Origin of the sequence: Microbispora sp. CSR-4, assembly GCF_008033685.1 — a bacterium.
Lineage (GTDB): Bacteria > Actinomycetota > Actinomycetes > Streptosporangiales > Streptosporangiaceae > Microbispora.
Map to the genome: position 1 here is coordinate 65517 of NZ_VJVX01000028.1, position 26481 is coordinate 91997.

30 protein-coding genes are annotated in these 26481 nt (G+C 70.5%); 20 read left to right on the top strand and 10 right to left on the bottom strand.

Going from position 1 to position 26481, the window contains the following annotated elements; translation table 11 throughout:
- Window positions 1–69 precede the first annotated feature (69 nt).
- Window positions 70–2268, top strand: a complete 2199-nt coding sequence (gene treY, locus FLV34_RS21225) for a malto-oligosyltrehalose synthase (RefSeq protein ID WP_261985856.1) — start codon at window positions 70–72, stop codon at window positions 2266–2268.
- Between the two features lie 20 nt (window positions 2269–2288).
- Entirely contained in the window at window positions 2289–3986 is a 1698-nt protein-coding gene (treZ, locus tag FLV34_RS21230; protein WP_147943864.1) for a malto-oligosyltrehalose trehalohydrolase, read from the top strand.
- Window position 3987: 1 nt separating this feature from the next.
- Here treZ and FLV34_RS21235 read toward each other — a convergent pair whose 3' ends face one another.
- Window positions 3988–4584 carry a TetR/AcrR family transcriptional regulator gene (locus FLV34_RS21235; protein ID WP_147943865.1) on the bottom strand — a complete coding sequence of 199 codons (597 nt, stop codon included), beginning with the start codon at window positions 4582–4584 and terminating at the stop codon, window positions 3988–3990.
- A gap of 79 nt (window positions 4585–4663) precedes the next feature.
- Between FLV34_RS21235 and FLV34_RS21240 the strand changes: the two genes are divergently transcribed.
- Entirely contained in the window at window positions 4664–5017 is a 354-nt protein-coding gene (locus FLV34_RS21240) for an alpha/beta fold hydrolase (RefSeq protein WP_147943866.1), read from the top strand.
- On the opposite strand, the gene FLV34_RS21245 is transcribed toward FLV34_RS21240, so the two are convergent.
- Both FLV34_RS21245 and FLV34_RS21250 read right to left on the bottom strand, forming a co-directional pair.
- Window positions 4998–6596, bottom strand: coding sequence for a GMC family oxidoreductase (locus FLV34_RS21245; protein ID WP_142647198.1), 1599 nt, complete (start codon window positions 6594–6596; stop codon window positions 4998–5000). The two genes, FLV34_RS21240 and FLV34_RS21245, sit on opposite strands and share 20 nt — an antisense overlap.
- Window positions 6597–6636: 40 nt before the next feature.
- Window positions 6637–7116, bottom strand: coding sequence for an NYN domain-containing protein (locus FLV34_RS21250; protein ID WP_142647197.1), 480 nt, complete (start codon window positions 7114–7116; stop codon window positions 6637–6639).
- A 147-nt stretch (window positions 7117–7263) separates the two neighbouring features.
- Between FLV34_RS21250 and FLV34_RS21255 the strand changes: the two genes are divergently transcribed.
- Together FLV34_RS21255 and FLV34_RS21260 are read left to right on the top strand one after the other, a co-directional pair.
- Complete coding sequence (locus tag FLV34_RS21255; RefSeq protein ID WP_147943867.1) at window positions 7264–9267, top strand: N-6 DNA methylase; 2004 nt, start codon at window positions 7264–7266, stop codon at window positions 9265–9267.
- Window position 9268: 1 nt separating this feature from the next.
- Complete coding sequence (locus FLV34_RS21260; protein ID WP_221889901.1) at window positions 9269–9625, top strand: nucleotide pyrophosphohydrolase; 357 nt, start codon at window positions 9269–9271, stop codon at window positions 9623–9625.
- A 42-nt stretch (window positions 9626–9667) separates the two neighbouring features.
- On the opposite strand, the gene FLV34_RS21265 is transcribed toward FLV34_RS21260, so the two are convergent.
- Window positions 9668–10165 (bottom strand): anti-sigma regulatory factor, encoded by a 498-nt coding sequence (locus tag FLV34_RS21265; protein ID WP_147943868.1) that lies wholly within the window; start codon window positions 10163–10165, stop codon window positions 9668–9670.
- Window positions 10166–10295: 130 nt separating this feature from the next.
- On the opposite strand from FLV34_RS21265, the gene FLV34_RS21270 reads away from it, so the two are divergent.
- From FLV34_RS21270 to FLV34_RS21285, 4 genes are all read left to right on the top strand, one after another.
- Complete coding sequence (locus tag FLV34_RS21270; RefSeq protein ID WP_222709574.1) at window positions 10296–11075, top strand: helix-turn-helix transcriptional regulator; 780 nt, start codon at window positions 10296–10298, stop codon at window positions 11073–11075.
- Window positions 11066–11296, top strand: a complete 231-nt coding sequence (locus tag FLV34_RS21275) for a DUF397 domain-containing protein (RefSeq protein WP_142647193.1) — start codon at window positions 11066–11068, stop codon at window positions 11294–11296. Before FLV34_RS21270 ends, FLV34_RS21275 begins: the two co-directional genes overlap by 10 nt.
- An 85-nt stretch (window positions 11297–11381) precedes the next feature.
- On the top strand, window positions 11382–12740 hold the full coding sequence (locus FLV34_RS21280; RefSeq protein ID WP_142647192.1) for an AAA family ATPase: 1359 nt from the start codon (window positions 11382–11384) through the stop codon (window positions 12738–12740).
- Window positions 12741–12898: 158 nt separating this feature from the next.
- On the top strand, window positions 12899–13483 hold the full coding sequence (locus FLV34_RS21285) for an HNH endonuclease (protein ID WP_205830112.1): 585 nt from the start codon (window positions 12899–12901) through the stop codon (window positions 13481–13483).
- A gap of 43 nt (window positions 13484–13526) precedes the next feature.
- Here the strand turns inward: FLV34_RS21285 and FLV34_RS21290 are convergent, their stop codons facing one another.
- Complete coding sequence (locus tag FLV34_RS21290) at window positions 13527–13892, bottom strand: nuclear transport factor 2 family protein (protein WP_147943869.1); 366 nt, start codon at window positions 13890–13892, stop codon at window positions 13527–13529.
- 23 nt (window positions 13893–13915) lie between these two features.
- Window positions 13916–14047 carry a hypothetical protein gene (locus FLV34_RS42580; protein ID WP_260617208.1) on the bottom strand — a complete coding sequence of 44 codons (132 nt, stop codon included), beginning with the start codon at window positions 14045–14047 and terminating at the stop codon, window positions 13916–13918.
- A 55-nt stretch (window positions 14048–14102) separates the two neighbouring features.
- On the opposite strand from FLV34_RS42580, the gene FLV34_RS21295 reads away from it, so the two are divergent.
- The 11 genes from FLV34_RS21295 (at window position 14103) to FLV34_RS21335 (ending at window position 22291) form a co-directional block, all read left to right on the top strand.
- Complete coding sequence (locus FLV34_RS21295) at window positions 14103–14660, top strand: TetR/AcrR family transcriptional regulator (RefSeq protein ID WP_221889900.1); 558 nt, start codon at window positions 14103–14105, stop codon at window positions 14658–14660.
- Window positions 14661–14770: 110 nt separating this feature from the next.
- Window positions 14771–15253 carry a hypothetical protein gene (locus FLV34_RS21300; RefSeq protein ID WP_142647189.1) on the top strand — a complete coding sequence of 161 codons (483 nt, stop codon included), beginning with the start codon at window positions 14771–14773 and terminating at the stop codon, window positions 15251–15253.
- Window positions 15254–15519: 266 nt separating this feature from the next.
- Entirely contained in the window at window positions 15520–16479 is a 960-nt protein-coding gene (locus FLV34_RS21305) for a GNAT family N-acetyltransferase (RefSeq protein ID WP_260617207.1), read from the top strand.
- An 87-nt stretch (window positions 16480–16566) separates the two neighbouring features.
- Window positions 16567–17136 carry an MMPL family transporter gene (locus FLV34_RS21310; RefSeq protein WP_205830111.1) on the top strand — a complete coding sequence of 190 codons (570 nt, stop codon included), beginning with the start codon at window positions 16567–16569 and terminating at the stop codon, window positions 17134–17136.
- Window positions 17097–17288, top strand: a complete 192-nt coding sequence (locus FLV34_RS41700) for an MMPL family transporter (RefSeq protein ID WP_205830110.1) — start codon at window positions 17097–17099, stop codon at window positions 17286–17288. Before FLV34_RS21310 ends, FLV34_RS41700 begins: the two co-directional genes overlap by 40 nt.
- A gap of 232 nt (window positions 17289–17520) precedes the next feature.
- Entirely contained in the window at window positions 17521–18297 is a 777-nt protein-coding gene (gene erm, locus FLV34_RS21315) for a 23S ribosomal RNA methyltransferase Erm (RefSeq protein ID WP_142647188.1), read from the top strand.
- A 39-nt stretch (window positions 18298–18336) separates the two neighbouring features.
- The gene (locus FLV34_RS21320; RefSeq protein WP_147943870.1) at window positions 18337–18789 is read left to right on the top strand and encodes an NUDIX domain-containing protein; all 453 of its coding nucleotides are present in this window, start codon (window positions 18337–18339) and stop codon (window positions 18787–18789) included.
- 258 nt (window positions 18790–19047) lie between these two features.
- Window positions 19048–20124: a hypothetical protein gene (locus tag FLV34_RS21325; protein ID WP_147943871.1), complete on the top strand. Its 1077-nt coding sequence runs from the start codon at window positions 19048–19050 to the stop codon at window positions 20122–20124.
- An 89-nt stretch (window positions 20125–20213) separates the two neighbouring features.
- Window positions 20214–20357, top strand: a complete 144-nt coding sequence (locus FLV34_RS40615) for a hypothetical protein (RefSeq protein WP_187280685.1) — start codon at window positions 20214–20216, stop codon at window positions 20355–20357.
- A gap of 58 nt (window positions 20358–20415) precedes the next feature.
- A complete protein-coding gene (locus FLV34_RS21330) occupies window positions 20416–21357 on the top strand; it encodes a hypothetical protein (RefSeq protein WP_142647184.1) in 942 nt (313 codons plus the stop codon).
- Between the two features lie 391 nt (window positions 21358–21748).
- Window positions 21749–22291, top strand: coding sequence for an MOSC domain-containing protein (locus tag FLV34_RS21335; protein WP_147943872.1), 543 nt, complete (start codon window positions 21749–21751; stop codon window positions 22289–22291).
- A 435-nt stretch (window positions 22292–22726) separates the two neighbouring features.
- Here the strand turns inward: FLV34_RS21335 and FLV34_RS21340 are convergent, their stop codons facing one another.
- From FLV34_RS21340 to FLV34_RS21355, 4 genes are all read right to left on the bottom strand, one after another.
- A complete protein-coding gene (locus FLV34_RS21340; RefSeq protein WP_147943873.1) occupies window positions 22727–23077 on the bottom strand; it encodes a hypothetical protein in 351 nt (116 codons plus the stop codon).
- A 24-nt stretch (window positions 23078–23101) separates the two neighbouring features.
- Window positions 23102–23782: a uracil-DNA glycosylase gene (locus FLV34_RS21345; RefSeq protein WP_142647180.1), complete on the bottom strand. Its 681-nt coding sequence runs from the start codon at window positions 23780–23782 to the stop codon at window positions 23102–23104.
- Window positions 23783–23966: 184 nt separating this feature from the next.
- The gene (locus tag FLV34_RS21350) at window positions 23967–24854 is read right to left on the bottom strand and encodes a carbohydrate ABC transporter permease (protein WP_147943874.1); all 888 of its coding nucleotides are present in this window, start codon (window positions 24852–24854) and stop codon (window positions 23967–23969) included.
- Entirely contained in the window at window positions 24851–26479 is a 1629-nt protein-coding gene (locus tag FLV34_RS21355; RefSeq protein ID WP_315985205.1) for an ABC transporter permease subunit, read from the bottom strand. Before FLV34_RS21355 ends, FLV34_RS21350 begins: the two co-directional genes overlap by 4 nt.
- Between the last annotated feature and the right edge of the window lie 2 nt (window positions 26480–26481).

Sequence of the window (26481 nt, forward strand, 5' to 3'; positions counted from 1 at the left end):
TGGCAGGGGCGCGCCCGTGCCGTGCACTATGAACACGACCTCCGGAAACGCGCGGTGAAAGGCGGTTCGGTGACTTCTACCTATCGGGTGCAGCTGACGCCCGGCTTCGGATTCGCCCAGGCCGCGAGTCTCGTCGGATATCTCCGTGACCTGGGGGTGGGCCACCTTTATCTGTCGCCGATCCTCCAGTCGTGCCGGGAGTCGCAGCACGGCTACGACGTGACCGACCACAGCCGCGTACGCGAGGAGTTCGGCGGCGAGGAGGGCCTGCGGGCGCTGGCGGCCGAGGGCATGCCGCTGATCTCCGACATCGTGCCCAACCACATGACCGTCCCGGTGCCCGAGTCGGACAACGCCCAGCTATGGGCGGCGCTGCGCGACGGGCCGGGATCGCCGGCCGCCCGGTGGTTCGACTTCCAATGGCCGGTCACCCTGCCGCTGCTCGGCGACGACGCGAGCGAGGCGCTGCGCGTGGACGGCGACGTGCTGCGTTATCACGACCACGCGTTCCCGATCAGGCCCGGCACCGGGCACCTGCCGCTGCCGGAACTGCTGGAGGCCCAGCACTACCGGCTGGCCCACTGGCGGGAAAGCCCCGGTTATCGGCGGTTCTTCGACGTGTCGTCGCTGATGGGCCTGCGCGTGGAGGACCCCGAGGTCTTCGAGGCCACCCACGCCGTCACCTTCCGCCTCATCGAGGAGGGACTGATCCACGGACTGCGCGTCGACCACCCCGACGGCCTGGCCGACCCCCGCGGCTACCTGCGGCGGCTGCGCCCCCACGTGCCCGGGCCGCTGTGGGTGGAGAAGATCCTCATCGACGGCGAACGGCTGCCCGCCGACTGGCCGTGCGACGGCACCACCGGATATAACGCGCTCAACATGGTCACCCGGCTGTTCGTCGACCCGGCCGGCCGCGACGCGCTGGTCGAGACGTTCGGCCGTCACACCGGTGTGCGCGACGACTACGAGACCGTGCGTCACGACTCCAAGAAGCACGTGATCGACCTGTTCTTCTCCGGCGAGATCGACCGGCTGACCGGTGATCTCGGCGATCCGGCGCTGCGCGAGGCAGTCGTGGAGCTGCTGGCCGCGATGCCCGTCTACCGGGCGTACGTGAACCCGGGCGAGCAGCCGTCCGCCGAGTCGGAGGCGATCATCCGGGAGGCGGCCGGGGTGGCGGCCACCAGGACCGACCCCGCCGCGGTGGCCAAGGTCGCCGACCTGGTCCTGTACGGCCCGCCGGAGGCGGTCACCCGCTTCCAGCAGACCTGCGGGCCGGTGATGGCCAAGGGCGTGGAGGACACCGCGCTCTATCGGTGGTATCCGCTGGCCTGCCTCAACGAGGTCGGCGGGGAACCGGACAGGTTCGGGGTGTCGCCCGCCGAGTTCCACGCGTTCTGCGCCGGCCTGCCGCCGCGCACCATGACCACGCTGTCCACCCACGACACCAAGCGGTCGGAGGACGTGCGCGCCCGCCTGGCCGTGCTGTCGGAGCTGCCCGAGGAGTGGACGGCGGCCGTCGACTCCTGGGCCGCGGCCGTGTCGTTCGATCCCCGGCTCGACTACCTCGCCTGGCAGTCGCTGATGGCGGCCTGGCCGATCCGGCTCGACCGCTTCACCGACTATCTGCTCAAGGCGGCACGCGAGGCCAAGACGTCGATCTCCTGGCTGAACCCCGACCTGGCGTACGAGGAGGGCGTCAGGGACTTCGCCCGGCGGGCCATCGACGCCTGCGGCTACTCGGTCGCCGCGTTCACCGAGATCGTGGACCGCTACGCGCGGGTCAACTCGCTGGGGCAGAAGGCCGTCCAGCTCCTCATGCCGGGCATACCAGACGTCTACCAGGGCAACGAGATCACCGACTTCTCGCTGGTCGATCCGGACAACCGGCGGCCGGTGGACTTCGAACGCCGCCGCCGGCTGCTCGCCGAGCCCGACGACAGCTGGGACGGTCAGAAGATCCGCGTCACCGCCGCCGCCCTCCGGCTGCGGCGGCGGCTCGACCCCGAGGCGCCGTACGCGCCGATCGAGGCGGGGGAGCACGCGGTGGCGTTCACGCGCGGCGTTCCCGGGCAAGGGACGGCCGCCGTCGTGGTCGCGACCCGGCTGCCGGTCGGGCTGGAGCGCAAGGGCGGCTGGGGGAGTGAGACGATCACGCTGCCGCCGGGGCGCTGGCGCGACCTGCTCACCGGCGCCGAGCACGCCGGCGAGGTGCGGATGGCCGCCCTGCTGTCGGCCTGTCCGGTCGCGATTCTCGAAGCCTGATCAGCGGGGGGAGACGACGCATGTTCGAGGTGTGGGCGCCGGCGGCGGCGCGGGTCGAGGTCGAGCACGGGGGTGCCCGGCACCCGATGGCGCGAAGCGAGGGCGGCCGGTGGACCGCCCCCGGCGACGAGCACGACCTCGACTACACCTTCTGGGTGGACGGCGACGGGCCGTTCCCCGACCCCCGCACGCGGCGGCAGCCGTACGGGGTGAACGGTCCGAGCCGCGTCTACCACCACGACAGGTTCGCCTGGACCGACCAGAGCTGGCACGGACGCGACCTGCGCGGCGGGGTGATCTACGAGCTGCACGTCGGCACGTTCTCGCCCGAGGGCACCTTCCAGGGGGTGGCCGACCGGCTCGATCACCTGGCCGGTCTCGGCGTCGACTTCGTCGAGATCATGCCGGTGCCGCCGGTGCCGGGGAGGCGCAACTGGGGCTACGACGGCGTGGACCTCTACGCGGTCTTCGAGGAGTACGGCGGGCCCGACGGGCTGAAGAGCCTGGTGGACGCCTGCCACCGGGCCGGTATCGGCGTGATCCTCGACGTCGTCTACAACCACCTCGGGCCGTCCGGCAACTACCTGGCCAGGTTCGGGCCCTACTTCCACGACGCGAAGGGGTCCTACTGGGGCGACGCGGTCAACCTCGACGGGCCCGGCTCGGACGAGGTGCGCCGCTACTTCATCGAGAACGCCCTGCAGTGGCTGCGCGACTACCACGTCGACGGGCTGCGCCTCGACGCCGTGCACGCCCTGCACGACAAGCGCGCCGTCCACTTCCTGGAGGAGCTGTCGGCCGAGGTCGACGCGCTGTCTGCCGCCGTGGGCCGTCCGCTGACGCTCATCGCCGAGTCGGACCTCAACGACCCCCGCATGGTCACCCCGCGCGAGGCCGGCGGCCTCGGCATGCACGCGGCCTGGAACGACGACGTCCACCACGCCATCCACGCGAACGTCACGGGGGAGAGCAACGCCTACTACGGCGACTTCGCCACCCTGTCGTCCCTGGCCAAGGTGCTGACGTCCGGCTATTTCCACGACGGCACCTACTCGTCGTTCCGCGGCCGTTCGCACGGCAGGCCCGCGACCGGGGTGCCCGGCCACCGGTTCGTCTGCTGCGCGCAGAACCACGACCAGATCGGCAACCGGCCCGAGGGCGACCGCATGCGGCCCGACCAGCTCCGCCTCGCCTCCGGGCTGCTGCTGACCTCGCCGTTCACCCCGATGCTGTTCATGGGCGAGGAGTGGGGGGCGACCACGCCGTTCTACTTCTTCACCGACCACTTCGAGCCGCACCTGGCGGCGGGCGAGGGCGAACGGCGCAGGAGGGAGTTCGAGGGCTTCGGCTACGACTGGAAGGCTCCCGAGCCGGGCGACGAGACGACATTCCTGAGCTCCAAGCTCGACTGGGATGAGCCGGCCAAGGGCGAGCACGCCGCGCTGCTGGGCTGGTATCGCGATCTGATCGCGCTCCGCAAGTCGCGTCCCGACCTCACCGATCCCCGCCTCGACCGGGTGCGGGTCGAGGTGGACGAGGACCGGCGCGTCGTGGTGATCGAACGCGGCTCACTGCGGATCGCCGCCAACTTCGCCGAAGGCCCGGTGCCCGTACGGCTGGCCGCGTCACGGCTCCTGCTCGCCTCCGACGACTCCGCCCGCCTGACCGGTCACGTCCTCGACCTCCCCGCCCGCTCCCTGGCTGTCCTGGAGGTGTAGCTCAGGGGCGCGGAGCGAGCACGTCGACGACGATCCGACGTGCGGTCGCGACCACCTCGTCGCGGCCGTACGGCGCGCCGCCGGCCAGCGCCTCGTGAAGCATGCCGTGCGCGCCGTGGTAGACCACGTTCGCGAAGGCCGCCGGGTCGCAGGGCCGCAGGGCGCCCGCGTCCACACCGCGCCGGATCGCCTCGGCGATCACCTCGACCACCCTCTGGTCGATCTCCCGGCAGAGGGCGAGAGCCCGGGCGTCGGCGGAGCCGTACACGATGCGGTGCAGGTCGGCGTGCGCCACGGCGTGGTCGATCAGCCGTTCCAAGAGGGCGGTCAACGCGCCTGCGGCGTCGCCGGTGGGATCCGCGAGCGCCTTGCCGGCCAGGTCGAGGAAGCCGTTCACGTATCGCTCCCACAGCGCCGCCACCAGGTGGTCCTTCGACGGGAAGTACAGGTAGAAGGTGCCTTTGGCCACGTCGGCGCGGGTGGTGATGTCGCTGACGGTGGCCTCGTCGACGCCGCGTTCGGCGAAGACCGCCAGCGCGGCGTCCAGCAGATCCGCCCGCCGCTCCTCGCCTGGCTTGATCACCCGTCTTCTCGCCACCGCGTCCTCCCATTCGACGCCCTCGGCGTGGACCGTTCGGTGACGCTCGTCGCGCTGGCGTTCGGTGCGGGAGCGCCTCGTGCCGGAGCTCCGCTACCGGGGCTTCAAGCGCGCCCTGCTGTCGGCCGTCCGCAACCTGCCGATCCACCGGGGGGAAGACCTTTACCGCAGGGTCGATGCGAGCGGCCTGCCCGTCCAGCTCGTCTGGGGCCGTCAGGACCCCGTGACCCCCATGCCGCCCGAGAGCCGTGTCCACGAGGTGTTCTCGAACGCCGACATCCGATTGCTGGACGGGGTGGGCCATCTGCCTCACTGGGAACGCCCCGGCGAGACCGCCCGAAATCCTCCTGGAGTTTCTCAGCGTGCGGGATTGAGCACCCTCCGCACTCACGATGCCGGTCGCGGCGAGACGCTCACGCCCTGCCGAGGATGAGGTCGGCGGCGTGCCAGGCCATCGCCATGATGGGGCCGTTCAGGTTGCCCGAGATCATGGTGGGCAGCACCGAGCAGTCGACGATCCGCAGGTTGTCGAGTCCTCGCACGCGCAGCCGCGAGTCGACCACGTCGTCGTCGTGCGGGCCCATGGCGCAGGTGCCCATCGCGTGGTAGCCGCAGTAGCCGCCGCCGAGCGCCGCGTCGATGATCTCCTCGTCCGAGTCGACCCCGGGACCGGGGAACGTCTCGGACGCCAGCCGTCCCGCGATCGGCTCCTGGGCGAAGTACTCGCGCATGCGGCGGAACAGGTCGACGCCGACCTGCCGGTCGTGCTCGGAGCCGAAGTAGTTGGGCTCGATGTGGAGCGGCGCGGCGGGGTCTCCGGAGGTGATGGCCACGCTGCCCTCCGCGGTCGGGCGGAGGATCTCGGCGACGACCGAGACTCCGGGTTGCCGCTCGACCGTGACCGTCTCGCCCGCCCGGTAGGTCGCCACCGACCACGGCCCCATCAGCAACTGGGCGTCCGGCCGGTCCAGCTCGGGGCGGGTCTTGAGGAAGGCGATCACATCGTAGGCCGGGGCGGCGAGCGGGCCCCTGTGGTTCATCAGGTAGCGCAGCGCGGTGAGGCCCTGCCGCAACGGCGTGGACAGCATGCGGTTGTAGCCCAGGTCGTCCTTCAGCCGGAACTTCAGCGCCAGGCACCGGTGCTCGCGCATGCGGGCGCCGACCATCGGCCGGTCCAGCCGGACCTCCACGCCGGCCGCCCGCAGCACCTCCGCGGGGCCGATGCCGGACGACTGCAGCAGCTTCGGCGTGCCCAGGCTGCCCAGCGACAGGACGACCTCCCGGGCCGCCCGATATTCGACGGTGGCACCGCCGGCGTCGCGGGCGGTGACCCCGACGACCTTGTCGCCGTCGAACAGCAGCCCGGTCACCGTCGTCCCGGTCACGACGGTGAGGTTGCTCCGGTGGCGTACGGGGTGGAGGAAGGCACGGGCCGTGCTGAACCGCCGCCCGTCCTTGATGGTCGCCATCGCGTGGCCGACGCGTTCGTCGTCGGACTCGTTGATGTCCGGCATCGCGGTCAGGCCGAGCGCGGCGCCGGATGCGATCATCTCGTCGCAGAGCGGATCGGGGTCGCGCGGAGGGGACACGTGCAGCGGCCCGCCTGCCCCGCGCGTCGCCGTGGCGCCCAGGGCGTTGTCCTCCATCGCCCGGAAGATCGGCAGGATCGTGTCCCAGCCCCAGCCGGGGTTGCCGAGCCGTACGAGCTCGTCGTAGTCGGCGCGGTGGCCGCGGTTGTACACCATGCCGTTGATGGAGCTCGACCCGCCGAGCACCCGGCCGCGCGGCCAGATCTCGGCCTGTCCGTCGGGCCCGAACGGCTGTGTCCGGTAGTGCCAGACCTTCCGCGGATCGTCGAAGAGCTTCCCGAACCCCTTGGGCACCTGGTAGAGCGGGTGACGGTCGGCGCCGCCCGCCTCGACGAGCAGCACGCGGACGGCGGGATCCTCCGACAGCCGGTTCGCCAGGACACATCCGGCCGAACCGGCGCCGATCACCAAATAGTCGATCATTCACCCCATCTTGCCCACATCGCTCGGGCGGGGATAGATCTCAGGCGGCCTGGGCGGCGGGCAGTTCGAAAGTGACGGTGTCGGGGACGGCGGTGTAGAGCCGCCAGCTCAGGCAGGTGCGCTGGGCGACGACGGTCACGTGCAGGCCGCGGCCCGCAAGCCAGAGGGCGAGGTCGGCGAAGTAGCCGTCGCCCGACCCGATCACCGCCCGCTCGAACCGCAGGTCCACCCGGGTCGTACGGGCCGCGTCGTCGAGGGCGTGGTCGGCGCCGTCCGGGCCCGAACGGGCCAGCAACTGCACCCCGCTCAGCACGATCCCCACGGGGACGAGCGCGTTGTGGTTGACCGCCACGATGAACTGGTCGAGCGGCCCGACCGGCACCGTCCGCTGGTAGGTGCTCATCACCCGCCGTACGTCATGGCTGCTCGGCAGGGGAGATCCGGTCAGGTTCTCGATGTCCAGGAGATGGATCGCGCGCCCGCGACGCAGTGACCTGAGGCGAGTGATGGGGGTGCTCACGATCCTTGCTCCCTTCCATGCCGACTCCAGGCGTCCATTAGAGCATGTGTTGACACAATCAACCAGACCTTGACGCGACGTTGCCCAGGTCCAGGGCATCGGATATCGTCCGGTCGGATCGAAGAACCAGCGGAAGGGCGGAGCGGCGTGCGGCGAGACGTACACGTCACCGCGGCGGACATCGCCCGCCTGGCCGGCGTGGGACGTGCGGCGGTCAGCAACTGGCGGCGCAGGCACGACGACTTCCCCGAGCCCGTGGGAGGCACGTCCACCAGCCCGGCCTTCTCCCTCGCCGAGATCCGCGAGTGGCTGCGCGGCCACACCGAGGGCAGGGACCTCCCCCCGGACGAATGGCTCTGGCAGGACCTGCGCACCACCGTCGACGACGACGACCTCGCCGACCTGATCGCCGACCTCGGGGCCTTCCTGGTGTACGTGCAGCACGAGGCCGACGACTGGGCCAGGCTCTCGGCCGGGACCGACGAGGAGGTGGCGCGGGAGCTTCCGGCCCGGGTGCGCGCGGCGTGCGCGGAGACCGTCAGCGCGGAGGCGTTCCCGGAGACCGTTCCGGTGACCCGCGTGCCGCTGGTCCGCTCGATCGCCCGGCTGGCCGCCGAACGCGGCGCCCGCGACACCTTCGAGTTCCTGCGTGAGCGTTACTTCGAGGTGCACACCCGGCGCGTCTACTCCACGCCCGTCGAGATCGTGATGCTGACGCTCGACCTCGTGGGCGACGGGTTCCGCTCCCTGCTCGACCCCGCCTGCGGCTCGGGCCGCATCCTCGGCCGGGCGCTCGAACGCGCGCCGGGGGCCCGGCTGCTCGGCCAGGACGTCGATCCCGTGGCCGCCCGGCTCACCGCCGTACGGCTCGCGCTGCGCTGCGACACCGCGCGGATCAGGCCGGGAGACTCCCTGCGCGCGGACGCCTTCCCCGGCGAGCTGGTGGACGCGGTGGTGTGCAACCCGCCGTTCAACGACCGCAACTGGGGTTACGAGGAGCTGACGGCCGACCCCCGCTGGGAGTACGGCCTGCCGCCGCGCGTGGAGCCGGAGCTGGCCTGGGTGCAGCACGCGCTCGCCCACCTGGCGCCCAGAGGCGTGGCCGTGCTCCTCATGCCTCCAGCCGTCGCCTCCCGCAGATCGGGCCGCCGGATCAGGTCCCAGCTGCTGCGGCGCGGCGCGCTGCGCGCGGTCGTCGCGCTTCCGCAGGGCGCCGTGCCCAACGTGGCGGTCGGCCTGACGCTGTGGATCCTGTGCCCGCCGCCCGAGGGCGGCACGCCGAGTCATGTGCTGATGGTGGACACCTCCGGCAGGCCGGACGACTACGCCGGGGTGGCCGCCGCTGCCTGGCGCGAGTTCAGCGCCGGTCGCGAGCTGGACGAGCCGGGCGTCAGCAGGTCGGTCCCGCTCGTCGATCTACTTGACGAGGACGTGGACCTCACCCCCGCCCGCTACCTGTCCACGGTCGCCGACGACCTGTCACCGGAGCGCATCGCCGGAGCCCGATCCCGGCTCGACGAGCTGCTGGGGAACGTCGCCCGGCTGCTGCCGTCCGTCGCGGCGGCGCCGGCGGACGAGCTCGCCCTGGTCCCGCTGCCCGAGCTGGTGCGGCGCGGCATGCTCGTGGTCGAGCAGCAGACGCCGGCCCGGCCGGGGGACGAACCGCTTCGGGGCGCGCCGGTGCTCACCGTCGATGACGTGCTGGCGGACCGGACCGCGACGGGATCCTCGGAGCAGGCCGGAGCCCGGCCGATCGTCACCCGGCCCGGCGACGTCGTGGTGCCGCAGGTCGTGGCCGCCCCGGTCGCGCGGGTGGTGACGAAGGGCGACGCCCTGCTCGGCCCCCACCTGTCCCTGCTGCGGCCCGATCCCGAGGTGCTCGACCCCGACTTTCTCGCCGGTTTCCTCTGCGCGTCCGTGAACGTCCGCCACTACACCTCCATGTCCTCGCGCTATCGGGTCGACGTACGGCGTGCCGAGCTGCCGCTGCTGCCGTTGGAGGAGCAACGCCGATATGGCGCGGTGTTCCGGCGCCTGGCCGACTTCCGGTCGGCCCTGCGGGAGGCGGCGATGCTCGGCGAGGACCTGGTCAGGCTGGTGGCCGACGGCCTCACGCACGGCGCCGTACGGCCGCCGAGTAGGGTCGGCTGACGTGAGCGGTGAGCTGGAGCACCTGGCCGCCCGGCTGCGCGAGTTCGTCCGCGAGCGCGACTGGGAGAGGTTCCACACGCCCAAGAACCTGGCGATGGCCCTCGCCGGAGAGGCGGGGGAGCTGGTCGCCGAGTTCCAGTGGCTGACGGCCGAGGAGTCGTGCGACCTCGGCGAGGACGCCCTGCGCAGGGTCCGCGCCGAGCTCGGGGACGTGACGCTGTATCTGGTCAGGCTGGCCGACGCGCTGGGCGTCGACCTCGCCGAGGCGGCGCACGCCAAGCTGGACGAGAACGAACGCCGCTACGATCCCGAGACCTATCGCGGCTCGGCCAGGAAGGCGCCCCCGCTGACCTCGTGACGGCGTCCGGTCACGACTCCGGGCGGCGCGGCGGGGGCGGCGTCATCGATGCCTTCTGCGGCCTGGCGGCCGACGGCCAGGCGAGGAGCTGAACCAGACGGACTTGCCGTACGGCGTGAGGGTCCAGCCCCAGTGGTGGGAGCATGACTGGACGATCGCGAGCCCCCGGCCGTACGGGTCGAGTGCGCCGGCACGGCGCAGCCGGGGGAGCGCGGGGCAGGGGTCGTGGACGTCCACGACGAGCAGGTCGTTCTCCCGGCTGACCGTGACCCGGACCGTGCTCGCCGCCGATGCCGCGCCGATGCCGGTAGTGCCGTGGACGAGCGCGTTGGTGACGAGTTCCGAGGCCAGGAGTTCGGCGACCTCCGGGACGTCGCCGGCCGCGTTCCAGTCGGTGGCCACATCCTTGACGAACCGCCGTGCCGAGGCGACGCAGCGGATGTCGCGGGGCAGCCATTTCTCGCCGAGGACGGGGACGAGCCGGTCGGGCGTGTAGCGATATTCGGCCAGCACCGTGCGGGCCGCGATTGCCTCGGTCATCGGCGTACTCCCGTTGTCGAAATCCACGTCCGGACTGTCTGCTCACGACTACTGTAAGTGTCGATTTCGTTACCAAGAACGACATTTGAAGGTCGTGTCCATTCGTTGAACTCCGACACAAGGGGACATTGTGGTCGATATCTACTCACCACAGGCGATATGGGGCAGAGAATTACGGCACTACCGGCAGGCGGCGGGGCTGACCCAGGCCCAGATGGCCCACAAGGTGCATTTCAGCGAGTCGCTGATCAGCGGTATCGAGACCGGCCAGCTTCCGGCCAGCGCGGAGTTCGCGCGGTGCTGCGATGAGGCGCTGTCCACAGGCGGCGCGCTCTATCGCCTGCTCGACTGGCGCAAGGGCCAGGTCTCCCCCTCCTGGTTCGGCAAGTGGCGCGACAAGGAACAGGTCGCCACCACACTTCGCTCCTATCAGCCGCTTGTCATACCCGGCCTGCTGCAGACAGAGGCGTACGCCCGCGTGCTGTTGTCGGGGGACGAGACGGCGGTGGCCGCACGGCTGGACCGTCAGCGGATCCTCACCCGCGAGGATCCGCACCCTCCGATCCTCCGATGCGTCATCGACGAGGCCGTTTTGCATCGGCCGATCGGGGCACCGCTGGTCATGCGCGAACAACTGCATCACCTGCTGGCGATGGTGGGCCCGAGGCTGAGCATTCAGGTCGTCCCGCATGGGATGCATTCGGGCTTGCTCGGTGGGTTCTCCATTGCGACGCTGGACGGAGGAAACGATCTGGTCTATATGGAGACGGCCGTCCGAGGCCTCACTACGAGCGACCAAGAGGACGTCACGGCAGCCATCGAGTGCTTCGAATCCATCCGCACCGAGGCGTTGCCGCTGAGCATGTCCACCGACCTCATCAGAAAGACAGTGGAGGAGAGATGGACCTGAGCCGGGCGCGCTGGCGCAAGTCGAGCTACTCGGGAAGCAATGGCGGGGACTGCGTCGAGGTGGCGGAGATCGATGGCGACGGACCCGAGCACAAGAGCGGCCGGTTGATCGCCGTACGGGACTCGAAGGACCCCGACGGCCCGGTGCTGTTCTTCACACCTGAGGAGTGGAAGGCGTTCCTGCTCGGTGTCCACGCCGGCGAGTTCGAGCCCACCCCCTGAGGCCGCGGCCCGTCCAGTAGGCCGTGCCGTTGCGGGGTCCTAAGGTTCAAGAAGGCATGGCACGACCAGGGAACGGGAGTGGACGATGTACCTCGCCGAGGTCAAGGTCTCCGGCATTCGCGGGTTCTCCGGCCCCCGGAGCGTGGACCTTCGGCTTACCCGTCCCGACGGCAGCCATGCGGGCTGGACGGTCCTGGCCGGCCGCAACGGTTCGGGCAAGACGACATTGCTCCGTGCGATGGCGCTGGCGATGGCAGGCCCGTTCGTCGCTCGGAGCCTGGTGCCGGCATTCGACGGCTGGATCTCCGACGACGAGCAGAAGGGCACCGTCGGAGCGGAAATCGCATTCGACGAGAAATGGGACGGATTTGCGTCTGTCAGGCGGGATGCGAGGAATCCTTTCCCGGTTCGCCTGACCTGGGCCCGGCAGCGGCTCGACGAGTCAGGGCAGTACGGCGCGCAGCCGGCATTGCACGCCGGTGAAAAGACTCCCGCTATGCGGGGGCCGTGGAGGGAAAACCCGCAGGGGTGGTTTGTCGCCGGTTATGGGCCTTTCCGTCGGTTGGTTGGAGGCTCGGCGGATGCCCAGCGGCTCATGCTGGGCACGGGTGCCGTTTCTCGTCTGGCCAGCCTCTTTCACGAGGACGCTTCTCTCGCGGAGAGCGTGAGCTGGCTGATCGACCTGCATTTGCGTCGGCTGGAAGGGCGGCCGGGCGCCGAGCAGTTGCTCTCCTTCGTCATCGACCTCCTGAACGACGGACTTCTGCCCGATGGTTTCCGCGTCGTACGGGTGGACAGCGAGGGCTTGTGGGCCGAGCGGGACGGCCGGTTGATCGCGCTCAGAGAGATGAGCGACGGCTACCGGACCGTCACCGCACTGGTTCTCGACCTGCTGAGGCACATGAGAGATATGTACGGGGGTGCTATCACCGAGGTCTTCCTTGGAGCAGAGCGGTCGGAGGCGGGAAATCCGGTTGTTCATATGCCGGGCGTCGTGCTGATCGATGAGATCGACGTGCATCTGCATGTGAGCTGGCAGAAAAGAATCGGCGAGTGGCTGAAGGCCCACTTTCCGGCTGTTCAGTTCATCGTCACCTCTCACAGCCCGTACATTTGCCAGAGCGCCGACCCCGGCGGGTTGATCAGGCTTGCGGGAGTGGACGAAGACGTTCCTCCACGCGTCGTGGAGCCGGACCTGTATGACCGCATCGTGTACGGCAGCGGTGACGACGCGCTGCTCACGGACCTCTTCGGCATCGACTCGCCCTACTCGGAACGCGCCGAAGAGTTGCGGCGTCGGCTGACCGTGCTCGAACGCGCCGTGCTGCGCGGCAGAGCGACGCCTGCGGAACTGGCCGAGTATGACCGTCTACGCGAAAGGCTCAGCAGCACGTTGACCACGAGAGTGGGCGAGGTGGCCCGGAGGATCGCCGACACGCCATGATCCGCCTATATCGTCTGGCGCTTCCCCCTGAGCTGGCCGAGCAGCTTGATGATCGCACGGGAAAGTTACGAGAGAAACGTGCAGACGGCTCGGTAGCGCGAGCTGAGTGGAAGTCCGCCAGGAACGTCCGGACGCAGCTGACGGTGCATCTCACCGGCATGACCACCGGCATCAGACGATGCATGTACTGCGGTGACGGCCTCGGTACGGACATCGACCACTTCGAGCCGCTCGCCGAGGCGCCGTTACGCGCCTTCGACTGGCCCAACCACCTGCTGGCCTGCTCCCACTGCAACAGCCACCAGAAGCGCGAGCTGTTCCCTCGGGACGAGGACGGCGCACCACTGCTCGTGGACCCTACGGCCGAGGATCCGTACGAGCATCTCGAACTCGTGCTAAGCACCGGCGTCTACGAGGCGTTGACGCGCAGGGGAGACATCACGATCGAGGTCTTCGGCCTTAACCGAGCCGATCTCGTACGGGGCCGCGCCTCCGCCTTCGTCCGGACCGTCTCCATGCTCCGTGATCGGGCCAGGCTGCTCGGCTCGGACGCTGAAGAGGCGGCCGAAATCGTCACGTCTCTGCGCGATCAGCCGTTCGCCGATGTGCTCTACGCCATGCTCCGCTACCGGAGCCTTCCCGGGGCGCATCTTGTCCTGCGCGGCGGGGAAGTCGTCGACGCCCTCGGTGATCCGGCCCTCCAGTTCTGGCCGCACGCCGGCGAGTTCGAGCCGAGCCGGTGACCGGCCCTCGCGCTGATCCGTACGCGAGGGCCGGGCGGGGTGGTCAGCTCTCGATGAACTGGTGATCGGTCCTGATCCGGCCGTCCTCGCCGAGCGTGAGGGAGTCGAACCCGACCGAGTCCACCTCGCCGGAGGCCGTACGCACCATCTCCCAGTTGAAGCGGACCGCGCCGTGGTGGCCGTTCGCGTTCTCCACGGCCCGGAAGACGTACGTGCCCGGAGCCACCCACTTGTCGTACGACGTGGCGATGCGCTCCTCCAGCTCCGCGTGGCCGTGGGCCTCCATCGACGGGGTGTAGTGGGCGGCGTCGGGGGCGAACAGCCGGGCGATCGACTCGCGGCGTACGGCGGGGTCGGGCTCGTTCCACACGGCGGCGTAGCGGCGGGCCAGGTCGTTGAGATCGTTCATGGTTCTCCTTCGCTGATGACGGGTCAGGCCGTGGCCCTGGCGCGCGGAAGCCACTGGACGAGAGCGGCGATGGCCAGGGTGATGACGATGAGGTGGACGAGCCCGTGCTGGAACGCGACGGTGCCGCCGCCGTGGATAGAACGATCGGTATGCACCGCCCAATTAGATAGACCGGTTGATCTACTGTCAAGCGCGTGCCAGAATCGGCATGTGACGACGAGACCCGGTCCCCGCCAGCGGCTGCTCGACGCCGCCAGGGAGCTCACCTACAGCCAGGGCGTACAGGTGGGCGTCGACGCGATCCTCAAGCAGGCGGACGTCGCGAGACGCTCGCTCTATCAGCACTTCGGCGGCAAGGACGGCCTCGTGGCCGAGGTGCTGCGCAGCGACGGCGGGCTGGACCGCTACCGCCAGGTCATGGACGCGGCGGGGGACGATCCGCGCGAGCGGGTGCTGGCCGTGTTCGACGAGCTCGACGTGATCACCTCGCAGCCGGCCTTCCGCGGGTGCCGTTACACCGCGGCCGAGCTCGCGCTCACCGACCCCGCGCATCCGGCGCACGGGGAGGTGCGGTCCTTCAAGGAGGGCCTGCACCGGTTGATGGCGGCGGAGCTGACCCGCCACGGGCATCCCGCTCCCGACGCGGGCGCCGACCAGCTCCTCGTGCTCATCGACGGCGTGCTCGCCCACGCCGTCACCCGGCCCGCCGCCCGTCCGGCCCTGGCCGCGCGGGCGCTCGCGGAAGCCGTGTTCGCCACGTCGAGATGATTGGCCTCGCCCGAATTTGACTGTTTCGGTCATCTCCTGGTTGATGATCCGCAAAGATGATCGCCAGGACGCCGCCCGGACCGAGGGCGGCGGTTGGGAAAGGACAACGTATGCGCAGGTCCGCGAGTACGGTCGTCGTCGCTGCGGCGCTGGCCGTCGGAGGGCTCGTCGCCAACCCGGCATACGCGATCTCCGCCGGCTACACCCCCGAGGGCGTGTGCGGCTCCGGCTTCGGCCGGGTCAGCGATGACGGCAGCCGGGCGGTGAAGACCCCTTCGGGGCGGGTCTTCGGGCGGGTCTACCTGCTCTACAACCGCAAGACCGGGCAGAACTGCGTCGTCACCATCAAGTCGTCGTACGCCGGCACGGCCACCCGGACGTCCGCGACCCTGGTGACGCAGGTCAGGCGCCACCGCGACGAGCCGGTGACCACCGCGCACAAGAGCGACAGCGGGAAGTACAAGTACTACGCCGGTCCGATCAAGCTGTACGCCAAGGGCCTGTGTGTCAAATACTCGGGCACGATCGCCGACACCCGCATCAACGGCGAGGTCGCGAGCGGCGGTCGCAGCGGATGGGGCAACTGCGGCTGATTCCGGACATCCGCACCACGGCCCGGTGAGGCCGGCTTGTGGGGGCCGCCCGGCCTGCGCCGGGCGGCCCCTCTCACGTGCGGCTTTCGGGCCGGCCGAAAATGATTGGCGGGCCGGACGGCAGGTCCGATAGAACAGGCGGACCTTCGAGGACGAGAGGAGGGACGAGCCGATGTACACCGAAAACGTCGTGCCGGTTCCTTCCCGGGGTGTGGCCGGACGCTGACCCCTGGGCGCGAGCGGCACACCTCACCCGAGGAAGTGCAGTGAACCCCGAAAACCTGATCATTCGCCCCATCGCGGGGCGTTCGGAACTCGACCTTTTCCGCCGTCTGCCCTACGTACTGAACGACGAGCTGGACGACGACCTCGCCGCCGGTCGGCGGCGGCCCGAGTGGATGTGGATGGCGTTGCGCGGCGACCACCTCGTCGCACGGTTGTCCTGGTGGGCCCCGCGTGCGGGCGAGCCGCCGGAGCTGCTGGACATCCTCGATCTCGACGACGCCACGCCCGCACCGGCGAGCATCGACGCCGGGGTCCGGCTGTTCGAGACCGCGAGCGCCGCGGTGCTGCCCGCCGGGGTTCGCCCACCGGAGCACAACGCGTACGTCCCCCCGCGGTGGCGCGACGACGCGGAGGCGAGGCGTGCGGTCGAGGGCCGCATCGCCGTACTGGAGCGAACCGGTGCCCGGCCGCTCGTCGAACGGCTGCGGCTGGAGTGGCGTCCGGGCGCGCCCATCGCACCGCCGAGCGGCCGGCTGGCCTTCCGCCCCGTGTCCGGGAGGGAGGAGCTGGTCGCGCTGATGACCCTCGTCCTCGACGGCACGCTCGACGCCCACAGCCGCGCCGACCTCGTCCGCATGCCCGCCGAGCAGGCCGCGGCCCTGCACTACGACGACGAGCTCGCCCACTATCCGAGCCCACGGGAATGGTGGCGGATCGGCACATCACCCGAAGGCGAACCCGTGGGATTCGTCATCCCGGCGCGCAACTCCTACAACGCGATGATCGCGTACATCGGGGTCGTGCCCGCGCACCGCGGCAAGGGCTACATCGACGACCTGCTGGCCGAGGGGACGCGGATCCTCGCGGAGCAGGACGTCCCGCGTGTCCGCGCCGCCACGGATGTCGGGAACGTCCCGATGGCCCAGGCGTTCCTCCGTGCCGGATACGAGGTCATCGGGCGGCGTATCGACATGACCTGGAGCGAAGGCGAGTCCCAGTAGTTCGTCACCCCCGGACCCCGGCGCTCACCGGGTCCGGGGCCTCTGGGGACCCTTCAGGGCGCTCTTCACGGAGCGTCGCCGCGCGGCGTGCTCACCCGCACACGACCGTCCACACCGGAGACCGTCATCGTGCCGTCGGCGACGAGGCCCGTGATCGAGGCGTCGCGCGGCACGGTGATGTCGTACGCGACACGACACGGGCGGATTCTCGGCTGGCACGCCAGCGTGCAGGAGGAGCGGCCGCCCCACGTCGTCGGGTTCGTCGTCCTGCTGTGCCTCGTGGTCATGCTGGTCGCGTTCCGCTCAATCCTCGTCACCCTGGTCACCGGCCTGCTCAACCTGATCTCCGTGGCGGCGGCCTACTGCATCCTCGTGCTCGTCTTCCAGAATGACTGGGCCGAGCCCGTCCTGGGATTCCAGTCGAACGGCGCCGTCGTCTCGTGGATCCCGTTGATCCTCTTCGTCGTCCTGTTCGGCCTGTCCATGGACTACCACGTGTTCGTGCTCAGCCGGATTCGCGAGGCGGTCGTCAGGGGCGAGGGGGTCAAGGACGCCGTCCGGAGCGGCATCGTCAGGGCCGCGGGGTCGTCACCAGCGCCGCCGTCATCATGGTTGCGGTGTTCGCCCTCCTCGCGACCCTCTCGACGCTGGAGATGAAGCAGCTCGGAGGCGGCCTGGCGGTGGCGATCCTGCTGGACGCGACCGTCGTCCGGGGCCTGCTGCGGCCGGGGCTCCTGGCCCTCCTCGGCCGTCCGGCCTGGCGGGAGGTGCGGTTTCTTCGCAGGCTTCCGTCGGTCGCGCACGACTGACACCGTCCTCGGGCGCCGGGAACGGCGGAGGACACGCGCGGAAAATGGTTTGCGGGTCCCGCCGTCGTCCTCGCTAGGGTGACGCTCATGGGCTGCTTCGCATGCTTCACGAGGATCCGCCGCTCATAGCGGCGGATCCCTTCCTTTCGTACGGCTCCGCCGCCATCGGTGTCCTCGCCGGTGCGGCGCTTCATGCTGCCCGGCTCCGATCGCGCACTCGCGGAGCACTTTCATGGTTCATCAGGGCGGACGGCACGAGCTCGGCCAGAACTTCCTCGTCGACCGCATGGTGGTCGCACGCATAGGGGACCTCGTCGCCGGGACGACCGGCCCGATCGTCGAGGTCGGCGCGGGCGACGGCGCGCTCACGCTTCCCCTCAGCCGGTACGGCAGGCCGGTGACGGCCGTCGAGGTCGATCCCGGGCGGGCACGCCGGCTGGCCCGGCGCGTCCCGGCCAACGTCACCGTCGTCGCCGCCGACATCCTGCGGTTCCGGTTTCCCCGGCATCCTCACGTGGTCGTCGGAAACCTGCCGTTCCATCTCACGACCTCGATCATGCGGCGGCTCCTCGCGGCGTCCGGCTGGAGAACGTCGGTGCTGCTGGTGCAGTGGGAGGTCGCCCGGCGGCGGGCCGGCGTCGGCGGCGCCAGCATGCTGACCGCCGCCTGGTGGCCGTGGTACGCGTTCGAGGTGCATGCGCGGGTGCCCGCCCGTTCGTTCCGGCCCACCCCCTCGGTCGACGGCGGGCTGCTCACCATGACGCGCAGGGCCGCACCTCTCGTCGATGAGCGGGAGCCCTACCAGGACCTCGTACGCCGGGTCTTCACCGGCCGAGGGCGCGGCCTCGCGGAGATCCTCGAACGCACCGGATGCCTGGACCGCCGGGCCGTACGCGCCTGGGCGCGTGAGGCCGGGGTGGCGCCCAACGCGCTGCCCAAGGACCTGACCGCCGATCAGTGGGCGTCCCTCTGGCGGGAAGTGGCGCGGAACCGGCGGCCAGGCCTGTGATGATGTCCTTTTCCCCGCATCGTGGACGAAAGGAATCACGTGAACGATCTGGTCGCCCGGCTGTGGCGGAGCATCGGCGGCTCATTGCAGTGGCGGCTGCTGTGGATGTCGCAGGCGAAGTTCATGATCGGCGTCACGGGGATCGTTCGCGACGGAGACGGGCGGGTTCTGTTGCTCCGGCACCGGTTGTGGCCGGAAGGCCGGCAATGGGGGTTGCCCACCGGCAGCGCCAAGAAGAGGGAGACGTTCCAGGACACGGTCGTCCGGGAGGTGCGTGAAGAGACCGGTCTGACCGTGCGCGTCGGCGAGCTCGTCCAGCTCAGGAGCGGCTACCGGCTGCGGGTCGAGGTGGCGTACGAGGCCGAGTTCGTGGGCGGCACGATGAAGCTCGACCCCAGGGAGATCCTGGAGGCCCGGTGGTGCGCGCCCGACGACCTGCCGGAGGGGACGTTGGAGGCCCATCGGCTCCTGATCTCGGGCAGGGCCGGTTAGAGGGCCGATCGGACGGTCGCCGGACAGGTTGGTCGACCGGCGACCTGTGGATAGGGGTGATGCGGCACGGAGATTCGCCCGTTCTGTTCGCCGACTATCCACAGAATGGCGTTCGGCCGGGCCGGGCGACGGTGGTTTCGCGCAGGCTGTGGACCTGCGGCAGTGCGGGGAGCGGCAGGCGCGGGGCCGTCTGCTCCTACGGCACTTCCCGCGGCCGCTTCGGCGGTTGTAGATGCAGCACGTCGCGGAGGAGGAGCCATGCGAATCACCTATCCCGTGCCCGCGCAGACCTCGTCGGTCTTCGTCGTCGTCACGGACCGCACGCCGACCGATCTCACGTCGATCGTCCCCTGGCGGATGGGGCCGTCACACCGGCGCGCCGCCAGGGACGCGCTCGGCACGCCACGGCTGAGGCTGGAGGCGTTCCGGTCGACGCGCTCCCCGTGGCGGCGCATGGACCTGAGCACCGAGGACCTCAAACGGGTGAGACGGGCCCGCCACCATGTGGTGGTGACGAGCACCGCACCCGTCGAGGAACAACCCGAGGCCGCCCAGGTCGCCCGGGCGGCCGCGCGCGGCATCGCGGAGGCCTACCACGGCGTGTTGTACGACCCGCTCACCGGAGCGGCCGTCTACCACTGCGCCGAGTGCCCGGGGGAACGGCGCGGCTTCGACCTCGGCGACGACTGGCTGGGCTGGAGGGTGTCGTGCGCCGACGAGGAGCACGCCTGTGTCCTCGGCCTCGGTACTGCCGCACCCGTGGGAGCCGATGCCGGCGGGGGCTGCTCGTGCCTGGTCACGATATCGCGCGGCCTGCGGCGTTTCGGCCTGCCGGAGATCGCGTTGACCGGCCTCGCCTGCGCGCACAGCCTGTGTGCGGCGACCGTCCTGCGGGCCGTGGCAGAGTCGCTGCTCGCGGGTCACTTCGCCTGGCTGTCCTCCGGCTCCCGGTGGCAGACCGAAACGCCGCCGCCCTGCCGCGCCGTCGCCCGCCGCCTCCGGATGGCGGGCATCGACTACGCCGTGCTGTCCGGCGGAGCGGGGCCAGACAGCTCCGCCCAGGTCCCCGGCACCGAGCACGGGGCTGAGCCCGGCATGTCCGAGGGGTTGCGTGGGCGGCTCGTTGTGTGGGCGGGTCGGCCGGATCGGGAGAGCGGCCGCATGGCGAACGCCGAGCACGAGGCCGAGCCCGGCACCGTGCACGAGGAGAACGGGCTCCTGCGCGTGCGTCTCACACCGGCCGCCGCCGCGCGCTCGTGCCTCAAGCTCGGCCTGCCGGGCGGTCACGGCGGGAACCCTCACCCGCACCACACCGCGGGGCTGCTGGTCGCCTGAACCGCCTGCCCGGGCGGCGTGCCGGGGGCAGGGGGCGTGGCGTCCAGCGCACAAGTCAGGCGTACGGCACACGAGCCGGGGGAGGGGGCGTGGGATCACCGGCGCCGATGGGGCTGGAGGCCGGCAGGACCATCGGCACGATGGGGGCTGGGGCAGGGCCGCGCGGGACCATCGGCACGATGGGGCTGGGCAGGGCCGCGCGGGACCACTGGAACGATCGGCTGGTCCCCTGACCAGGTGATCAGGCGGCGGCGCGGGAACGTTTGGACCACCATGGGACGTCTGTAAGGTGTGACCCTTTTCGCTGCCATAGATGACGAGATACGGGACGCGCGGGATCGTGCCCGACGCCGCGACCAGCTCACCCGGCAGCGTGCCACTCTCCTGACGCAGATCGAGGAGGTGCGTGGCATGCTCGCCGATCTGGAGCGGCAGCTCGCCAAGGAGGATCGCGACGTCGCCAAGCTGGAACAGGGCGGCTTCGCCGCCTTCCTGGCGGGACTGACCGGCGACAAGGAAGAACGCCTGGCACGAGAACGGGCCGAGGCGGCGGCGGCCCGCCAGCGGGTCACCGGTCAGCGCACCCGCCTGGAGTGGCTCGCCGGCGATTTGCGGACCACCGACCAGGCCCTCGCGGAGCTCGGCAACCCGCATCAGGAGCTGGAGGTGCTGCTCGCCCGCAAGGAACGGATGCTGGTCGAGTCCGGGGACCCGCGCGGGCGGGAGCTGGCCGACATCGCCGCCCGGCTGGCGAACGTCAGCGCCGACCTGCGCGAGCACCAGGAGGCGCAGCAGGCCGGAGCCGCCGCGGGCCAGGCGGTCGGCTACGTCCTGCGGCACCTGAGCGGCGCCCGCGGCGCCTCGACATGGGACATGTTCAGCAGCGGCGGCTTCGCCGACATGGTCGAGCACGGACACCTGCGTCAGGCCGACGAGGCGGCGTGGCACGCGCAGGGCGCTCTCGATCGGTTCTCCCGCGAGCTGGCCGACATCGGCGTCGTCGCCGCACCCCGGTTGCCGAAGGTGGACACCCGCTGGTTCGCCGACGTCTTCTTCGACAACATCATCACCGACGCCATCAAGCACCAGCGGATCGCCCGTACGGCGGAGGCCGTCCGCGAGGTGGCCGAGTGGGTCGCGGCCATGGTCGCCCAGGTGTCCGTTCGCTGCGGTGAGCTCACCCGTCAGCAGGACTCCCTCGCCCGGCGGCGTGAGGAGGTCCTGAGCTCCTGACCCGTTCCGCCCGGCCAGGCTGTCGAAGAAGTCTTCGGCGGAGGTGCGCGTCCTCGGGCGGCGCCGCACGCTTCGCGCCGTGGCCGACATGAGCGGATCCGGGTCTGCCGGGCTGTTCGCGCTGATGCTGCTCGCCGACGCCCGACGCCCGACGCCCGACGCCCGGCGTTCGGCGTTCGGCGTCTGACGTCCGGGGCGCCACGCGTACCGCTCCTGACGGCACGCGCGCGCACGGGACGGCGGGGTGCCCGGCGCTATAGAGATCGCCGGCCTCTTTCCGCTGGTCAACGCGTCGCGCGGGTCGGCGAGCAGGCCCCGTGTGACGAATATCCACTTGCCGTCTTCTCGCCCTCGTGCGCGGAATGGAGCCGTTGCCCTAAGAGGAGAAGACATGACGAGCAGAGTGATAGCGGTAAGCCGCAGCGCCACCCACACCTTCAGCAAGACCCCTCTGGAGTCGATCCGGCTGCTGGCCGGCCTCGGTGTCGAGGGCGACGCCCACGCCGGAGTGACCGTGAAGCACCGGTCGCGGGTCGCCCGTGATCCCAGCCAGCCGAACCTGCGCCAGGTGCACCTGGTGCACGCGGAGTTGCACGACGAACTGCGCGAGGCGGGCTTCGCCGTACGGGAGGGGGACATGGGGGAGAACGTCACCACCAGGGGTGTCGATCTGCTCGCGTTGCCCACGGGGACACGGCTGCGCCTCGGCGAGACCGCCGTCGTCGAGGTGACGGGCCTGCGCAACCCGTGCGCGCAGCTCAACGGTTTCCAGGACGGGTTGATGAAGGCCGTGCTGGATCGGGATGAAGAGGGCAATCTGGTGCGCAAGGCGGGGGTCATGGGCATCGTCATCGAGGGCGGCGAGGTCCGGCCCGGCGACCCTGTCTACGTGGAGCCTCCGGCCGGACCGCACGAGCCTCTTCGGCCGGTGTGAGCGGCGCTGGCGCCTGCCCGCGGTCCCCTGACGCCTGCCCGCGGCCGTGTGGCACTTACCTCGATCCCGTCACGCATGGCCGCGACGATGTGGCTTACCCGCGGTCCTGTGATGGTTTTCGCCGTTTCATCCCGAATGCCTGAGGCTTTGTGACGCTTACCCGTGGTCGTCATTCGGCCGGGTAAGGGGCCGGCGCGGAAGCGTCGGCCCGGCAGGCGGCCGGCCCGACGCCCTCCCATGGGCCGGTCTCAGCAGATCTGGACCGGCCGCAGCGGACGGGTCTCAGTGGGCGGGTCTCAGTGGGCGGGTATCAGTGGGTGTGGCCCGGCCTCAGCAGACCCGGCTTGAGGTGGATGCGGCCGGCCACAGCAGACCGGCCTCAGCAGACCGGCCTCAGCAGACCGGCCGCAGCAGACCGGCCTCAGCGGACGGGAATCAGTGGGTGTGGCCCGGCTCGTCGTGGTCGTGGTCGTGGTCGTCCTCGTCCTCCAGGACGCCCTCCGACGGCTCCACGCCGAGCATCGCCTCGCGCGGCTCGACCTCGGCGACGTGCTCGACCAGGCCCAGCACGTGGTCGGGCTCGATCAGCCACTGCAGGGCGGCCGCGCCCGTCTCGTCGGAGTTGACCAGCTCGATCTGTTCCTGCCGCTCGGCGTCGTTCAGCTCGGCCTGGGGGTCGCGGATCTCGGCGAGCGCCGCTGCCTGCAGCGCGTCGACATCGAGGACCTCGACCACCAGGTCGACGGTGAGCCGCAGGTAGCGACCGGTGTCCGTTCCATCGCTCATGGTGGTGATCCTATCGGCTAGCCGTTACGGCAGTTTCCACTCGACCGGCGCCGCGCCCTGCTGCTCCAGCAGGGCGTTTGCCCGGCTGAACGGACGGGAGCCGAAGAACCCGCTGCGCGCCGACAGCGGGCTGGGGTGGGCCGACTCGATGCACGGCACGTCGCCCAGCATCGGCCGCAGGTTGCGGGCGTCGCGGCCCCACAGGATCGCAACGAGCGGCCCGCCCCGCGCGACCAGCGCCTTGATGGCCTGCTCGGTCACCTCTTCCCAGCCCTTGCCCCGGTGGGAGGCGGGCTTGCCCGGCATCACCGTGAGCACCCTGTTGAGCAGGAGCACGCCCTGCTCGGTCCACGGGGTGAGGTCGCCGTTCGAGGGCGGGGTGGGGTGGCCGAGGTCGGCCATGTACTCCTTGAAGATGTTGACCAGGCTGCCCGGAAGCGGCCGTACGTCGGGGGCCACGGAGAAGCTCAGCCCGACGGGGTGTCCGGGGGTGGGGTACGGATCCTGACCGACGATCAGCACCCGGACCTCGCTCAGCGGCTGCTGGAACGCGCGGAGGACGTTGTTCCCCGCCGGGAGGTACTGGCGGCCTTCCGCGATCTCCTGCCTGAGGAAGTCGCCCATGGCGGCGATCCGCCCGGCCACGGGTGCGAGGGCCTCGGCCCACCCGGCTTCCACGAGTTCGTGCAACGGACGTCCTGACATGTCCGCGCACTCTATCGGCTTTTCGGCCCCCGTACGGCCCGGCAGCGGAAAGATCGGATGCCCGCTTACCCCCGTAAAGCGGGCATCCGACGCCCTTTCTGCACGGTGCACCACACACGGGACATTTCCCGTGGTGACCGCGGTGATGCCGGAGGCCCCGGGACGATCCGGGGCCTCCGGCCGGTCACTTGACCGAGCCCGCGAGCATGCCCTGCACGAAATACCGCTGGAAGGCGAAGAACAGCACCAGCGGGATGATGAGCGACAGGAACGCGCCCGGCGCGAGGATGTCCACGTTCGTGCCGAACTGCCGCATCTGGGATTGCAGTGCCTTCGTCATCGGCTGGTTCTCGGTGTCGGCGAACACCAGCGCGACGAGCAGGTCGTTCCACACCCACAGGAACTGGAAGATGCCGAGCGACGCGATCGCGGGCTTGGCCAGCGGGAACCCCACGGTGGCGAAGATCCGCCACTCCGGCGCGCCGTCCATCCGCGCCGCTTCGAGCAGCTCGCGCGGAATGCCCACGAAGAAGTTGCGCAGCAGGAAGATGGCGAACGGCAGACCGAACGCCACATGGAACAGCACGACCCCGAGGATCGAGCCGAAGATCCCGAGGGCTCCGTACAGCTTGGCGATGGGGATCAGCGCGATCTGCACCGGGACGACCAGCAGGGCGATGACCACGAGGAACACCAGGTCCCTGCCGGGGAACTCGATCCAGGCGAACGCGTACGCCGCCATGGCCGCGATGCCGATCACCAGCAGCGTCGCCGGCACCGTGATGAGCACGGTGTTCCAGAACGACGAGCCGAAGCCCGACGCGAGCAGGCTCGAGTAGTTGTCGAACGTGAGCTGCGCGGGCTTGGTGAACAGCGTCCACCAGCCGGAGGAGTTGTTGTCGGTCTCGCCGCGCAGCGAGACCACGAGGAGCCCCAGGGTGGGGAGCAGCCAGAAGAGCGCGACCAGGATCATGAAGACCTGGACCAGGCCGCCGCCGAGGCGGTCGACCACCCGTGCGACCACGTTGCGCTGGATCGGCTGCGCGTGCCGGGGTTCGGCCAGGGTCGTCATCCCTCGTCCCTCCTGAACCGGCGGATGTTGAAGATCATGAACGGCACCACCAGCACGAGCAGGAAGATCGACAGCGCGCTTCCCAGGCCCTGGTTGCCGCCGCCGCCGAACGACACGCGCCACATCTCCAGCGCGATCACGTTGGCCTGCGGCTGCACCGAGCCGGGGGCGATGATGAACACCAGGTCGAAGACCTTCAGCACATTGATGATCATGGTGACGAAGACGACGAGCAGCACCGGCGACAGCAGCGGCACGGTGATCCGGCGGAACACCTGCCACTCGGTCGCGCCGTCGATCCTGGCCGCCTCCAGGGCGTCACGGGGGATCGCCGACAACCCGGCCGCGATCAGCACCATCGCGAATCCGGCCCACACCCAGATGTACGCGCCGATGATCGCGGGAGTGATCAGCGACGGCCCCAGCCAGGTGAGCCCGTTGAAGGGCGCCGTGAAGTTCGACTGCGGCAGCCGTACGACATAGGAACCGGCCGGGAGACCGGAGAAGCGGAACGTGCCGTCGGCGGCCGTCTCGGTCGTCGCCTTGACCGCGCCGCCGGAGACCGCCTCGACCGTGATGCCGCCGAGGCCCTTCTCCTGCGGGTCGATCTGGTTCAGCGTGCCTCCGCCGCCGCGGACGACGTCGAGCCAGACGGTGCCGCTCAGGCCGTCGCCGCCGGGGGCGGCCTTGGCCGGTGCGGCGTCCTTCACGGCGTCCTGGGTCAGGCCGACGAGCGGGATCAGCACCGGGGTGCCCGCCTGCGCCTCCTGCCTTGTCACCACGGCGCCGTCCTGCACGACCGCGGGCGCCTGGTCGTTCTCCCGCGGCCGGGCTCCGGGGTAGCTCGCGCTGGTGGAGAAGGCGTCGTGGACGGTCGTGATGATGGCGTTGGCGACGCCCTTGTCGGGGTCCTGCTCGTACACGAGGCGGAAGATGACCCCGGCGGCGAGCAGCGAGACGGCCATCGGCATGAACAGCACGAGCTTGAACGCCGTCGACCACTTGATGCGCTCGGTGAGCACCGCGAAGACCAGGCCGAGCGCGGTGACGATGATCGGGGCCACCACGACCCAGATGATGTTGTTCCTGATCGTGGTGAGCGTCGAGGAGTCGGTGAAGATCGAGACGTAGTTGCCCAGTCCGACGAAGCGGTCGCCGGTGGCGTCGAAGAGGCTGCGCCAGATGGAGTAGACGACCGGATAGATCATCCACGCGGCGAGCAGCAGCGCCGCCGGCAGCAGGAACATCACCGCGAGTCTCGGCGGCGGGCCGAGGCGCGGGGACGCCTGCGCCGTGCCCGCCGCCGTGCCCGCCGTGGCGACCGCGCCGGGCGGGGCCGCCGTCGCGGACCCCGCCGCGGCCGGACCCGCCGCCGGCTCACCGGAACCGGCAGCGGAAACGGGCTCGGCACCGGAACCGGCACTGGAGCCGGAATCGGCAGGGGACTCGGAAACGGTCAGGGATTCCGAGGCGGCCGGGGTGTCGGCCCCGGCATCGGAGTGGGCCGCTCCCGCCTGGGGGGAGTCGGAGGAAGGATCTGCGAGGGGTTCGCGCGGGCCGGAGGAGGCCCCGGCGACGGCTTCTCCGTCGCCGGTGGCCTGCTGGCCGTCCAACCGATCGGTCACGG

Excerpts from the sequence above, each read along its gene's own strand:
- treZ (WP_147943864.1), top strand. The coding sequence starts at position 2,289 with ATGTTCGAGGTGTGGGCGCCGGCGGCGGCGCGGGTCGAGGTCGAGCAC.
- FLV34_RS21245 (WP_142647198.1), bottom strand. The coding sequence starts at position 6,596 with ATGATCGACTATTTGGTGATCGGCGCCGGTTCGGCCGGATGTGTCCTG.
- FLV34_RS21265 (WP_147943868.1), bottom strand. The coding sequence starts at position 10,165 with ATGACCGAGGCAATCGCGGCCCGCACGGTGCTGGCCGAATATCGCTAC.
- FLV34_RS21275 (WP_142647193.1), top strand. The coding sequence starts at position 11,066 with ATGGACCTGAGCCGGGCGCGCTGGCGCAAGTCGAGCTACTCGGGAAGC.
- FLV34_RS21280 (WP_142647192.1), top strand. The coding sequence starts at position 11,382 with ATGTACCTCGCCGAGGTCAAGGTCTCCGGCATTCGCGGGTTCTCCGGC.
- FLV34_RS21285 (WP_205830112.1), top strand. The coding sequence starts at position 12,899 with ATGACCACCGGCATCAGACGATGCATGTACTGCGGTGACGGCCTCGGT.
- FLV34_RS21290 (WP_147943869.1), bottom strand. The coding sequence starts at position 13,892 with ATGAACGATCTCAACGACCTGGCCCGCCGCTACGCCGCCGTGTGGAAC.
- FLV34_RS21300 (WP_142647189.1), top strand. The coding sequence starts at position 14,771 with ATGCGCAGGTCCGCGAGTACGGTCGTCGTCGCTGCGGCGCTGGCCGTC.
- erm (WP_142647188.1), top strand. The coding sequence starts at position 17,521 with ATGGTTCATCAGGGCGGACGGCACGAGCTCGGCCAGAACTTCCTCGTC.
- FLV34_RS21325 (WP_147943871.1), top strand. The coding sequence starts at position 19,048 with ATGCGAATCACCTATCCCGTGCCCGCGCAGACCTCGTCGGTCTTCGTC.
- FLV34_RS21335 (WP_147943872.1), top strand. The coding sequence starts at position 21,749 with ATGACGAGCAGAGTGATAGCGGTAAGCCGCAGCGCCACCCACACCTTC.
- FLV34_RS21340 (WP_147943873.1), bottom strand. The coding sequence starts at position 23,077 with ATGAGCGATGGAACGGACACCGGTCGCTACCTGCGGCTCACCGTCGAC.
- FLV34_RS21345 (WP_142647180.1), bottom strand. The coding sequence starts at position 23,782 with ATGTCAGGACGTCCGTTGCACGAACTCGTGGAAGCCGGGTGGGCCGAG.
- FLV34_RS21350 (WP_147943874.1), bottom strand. The coding sequence starts at position 24,854 with ATGACGACCCTGGCCGAACCCCGGCACGCGCAGCCGATCCAGCGCAAC.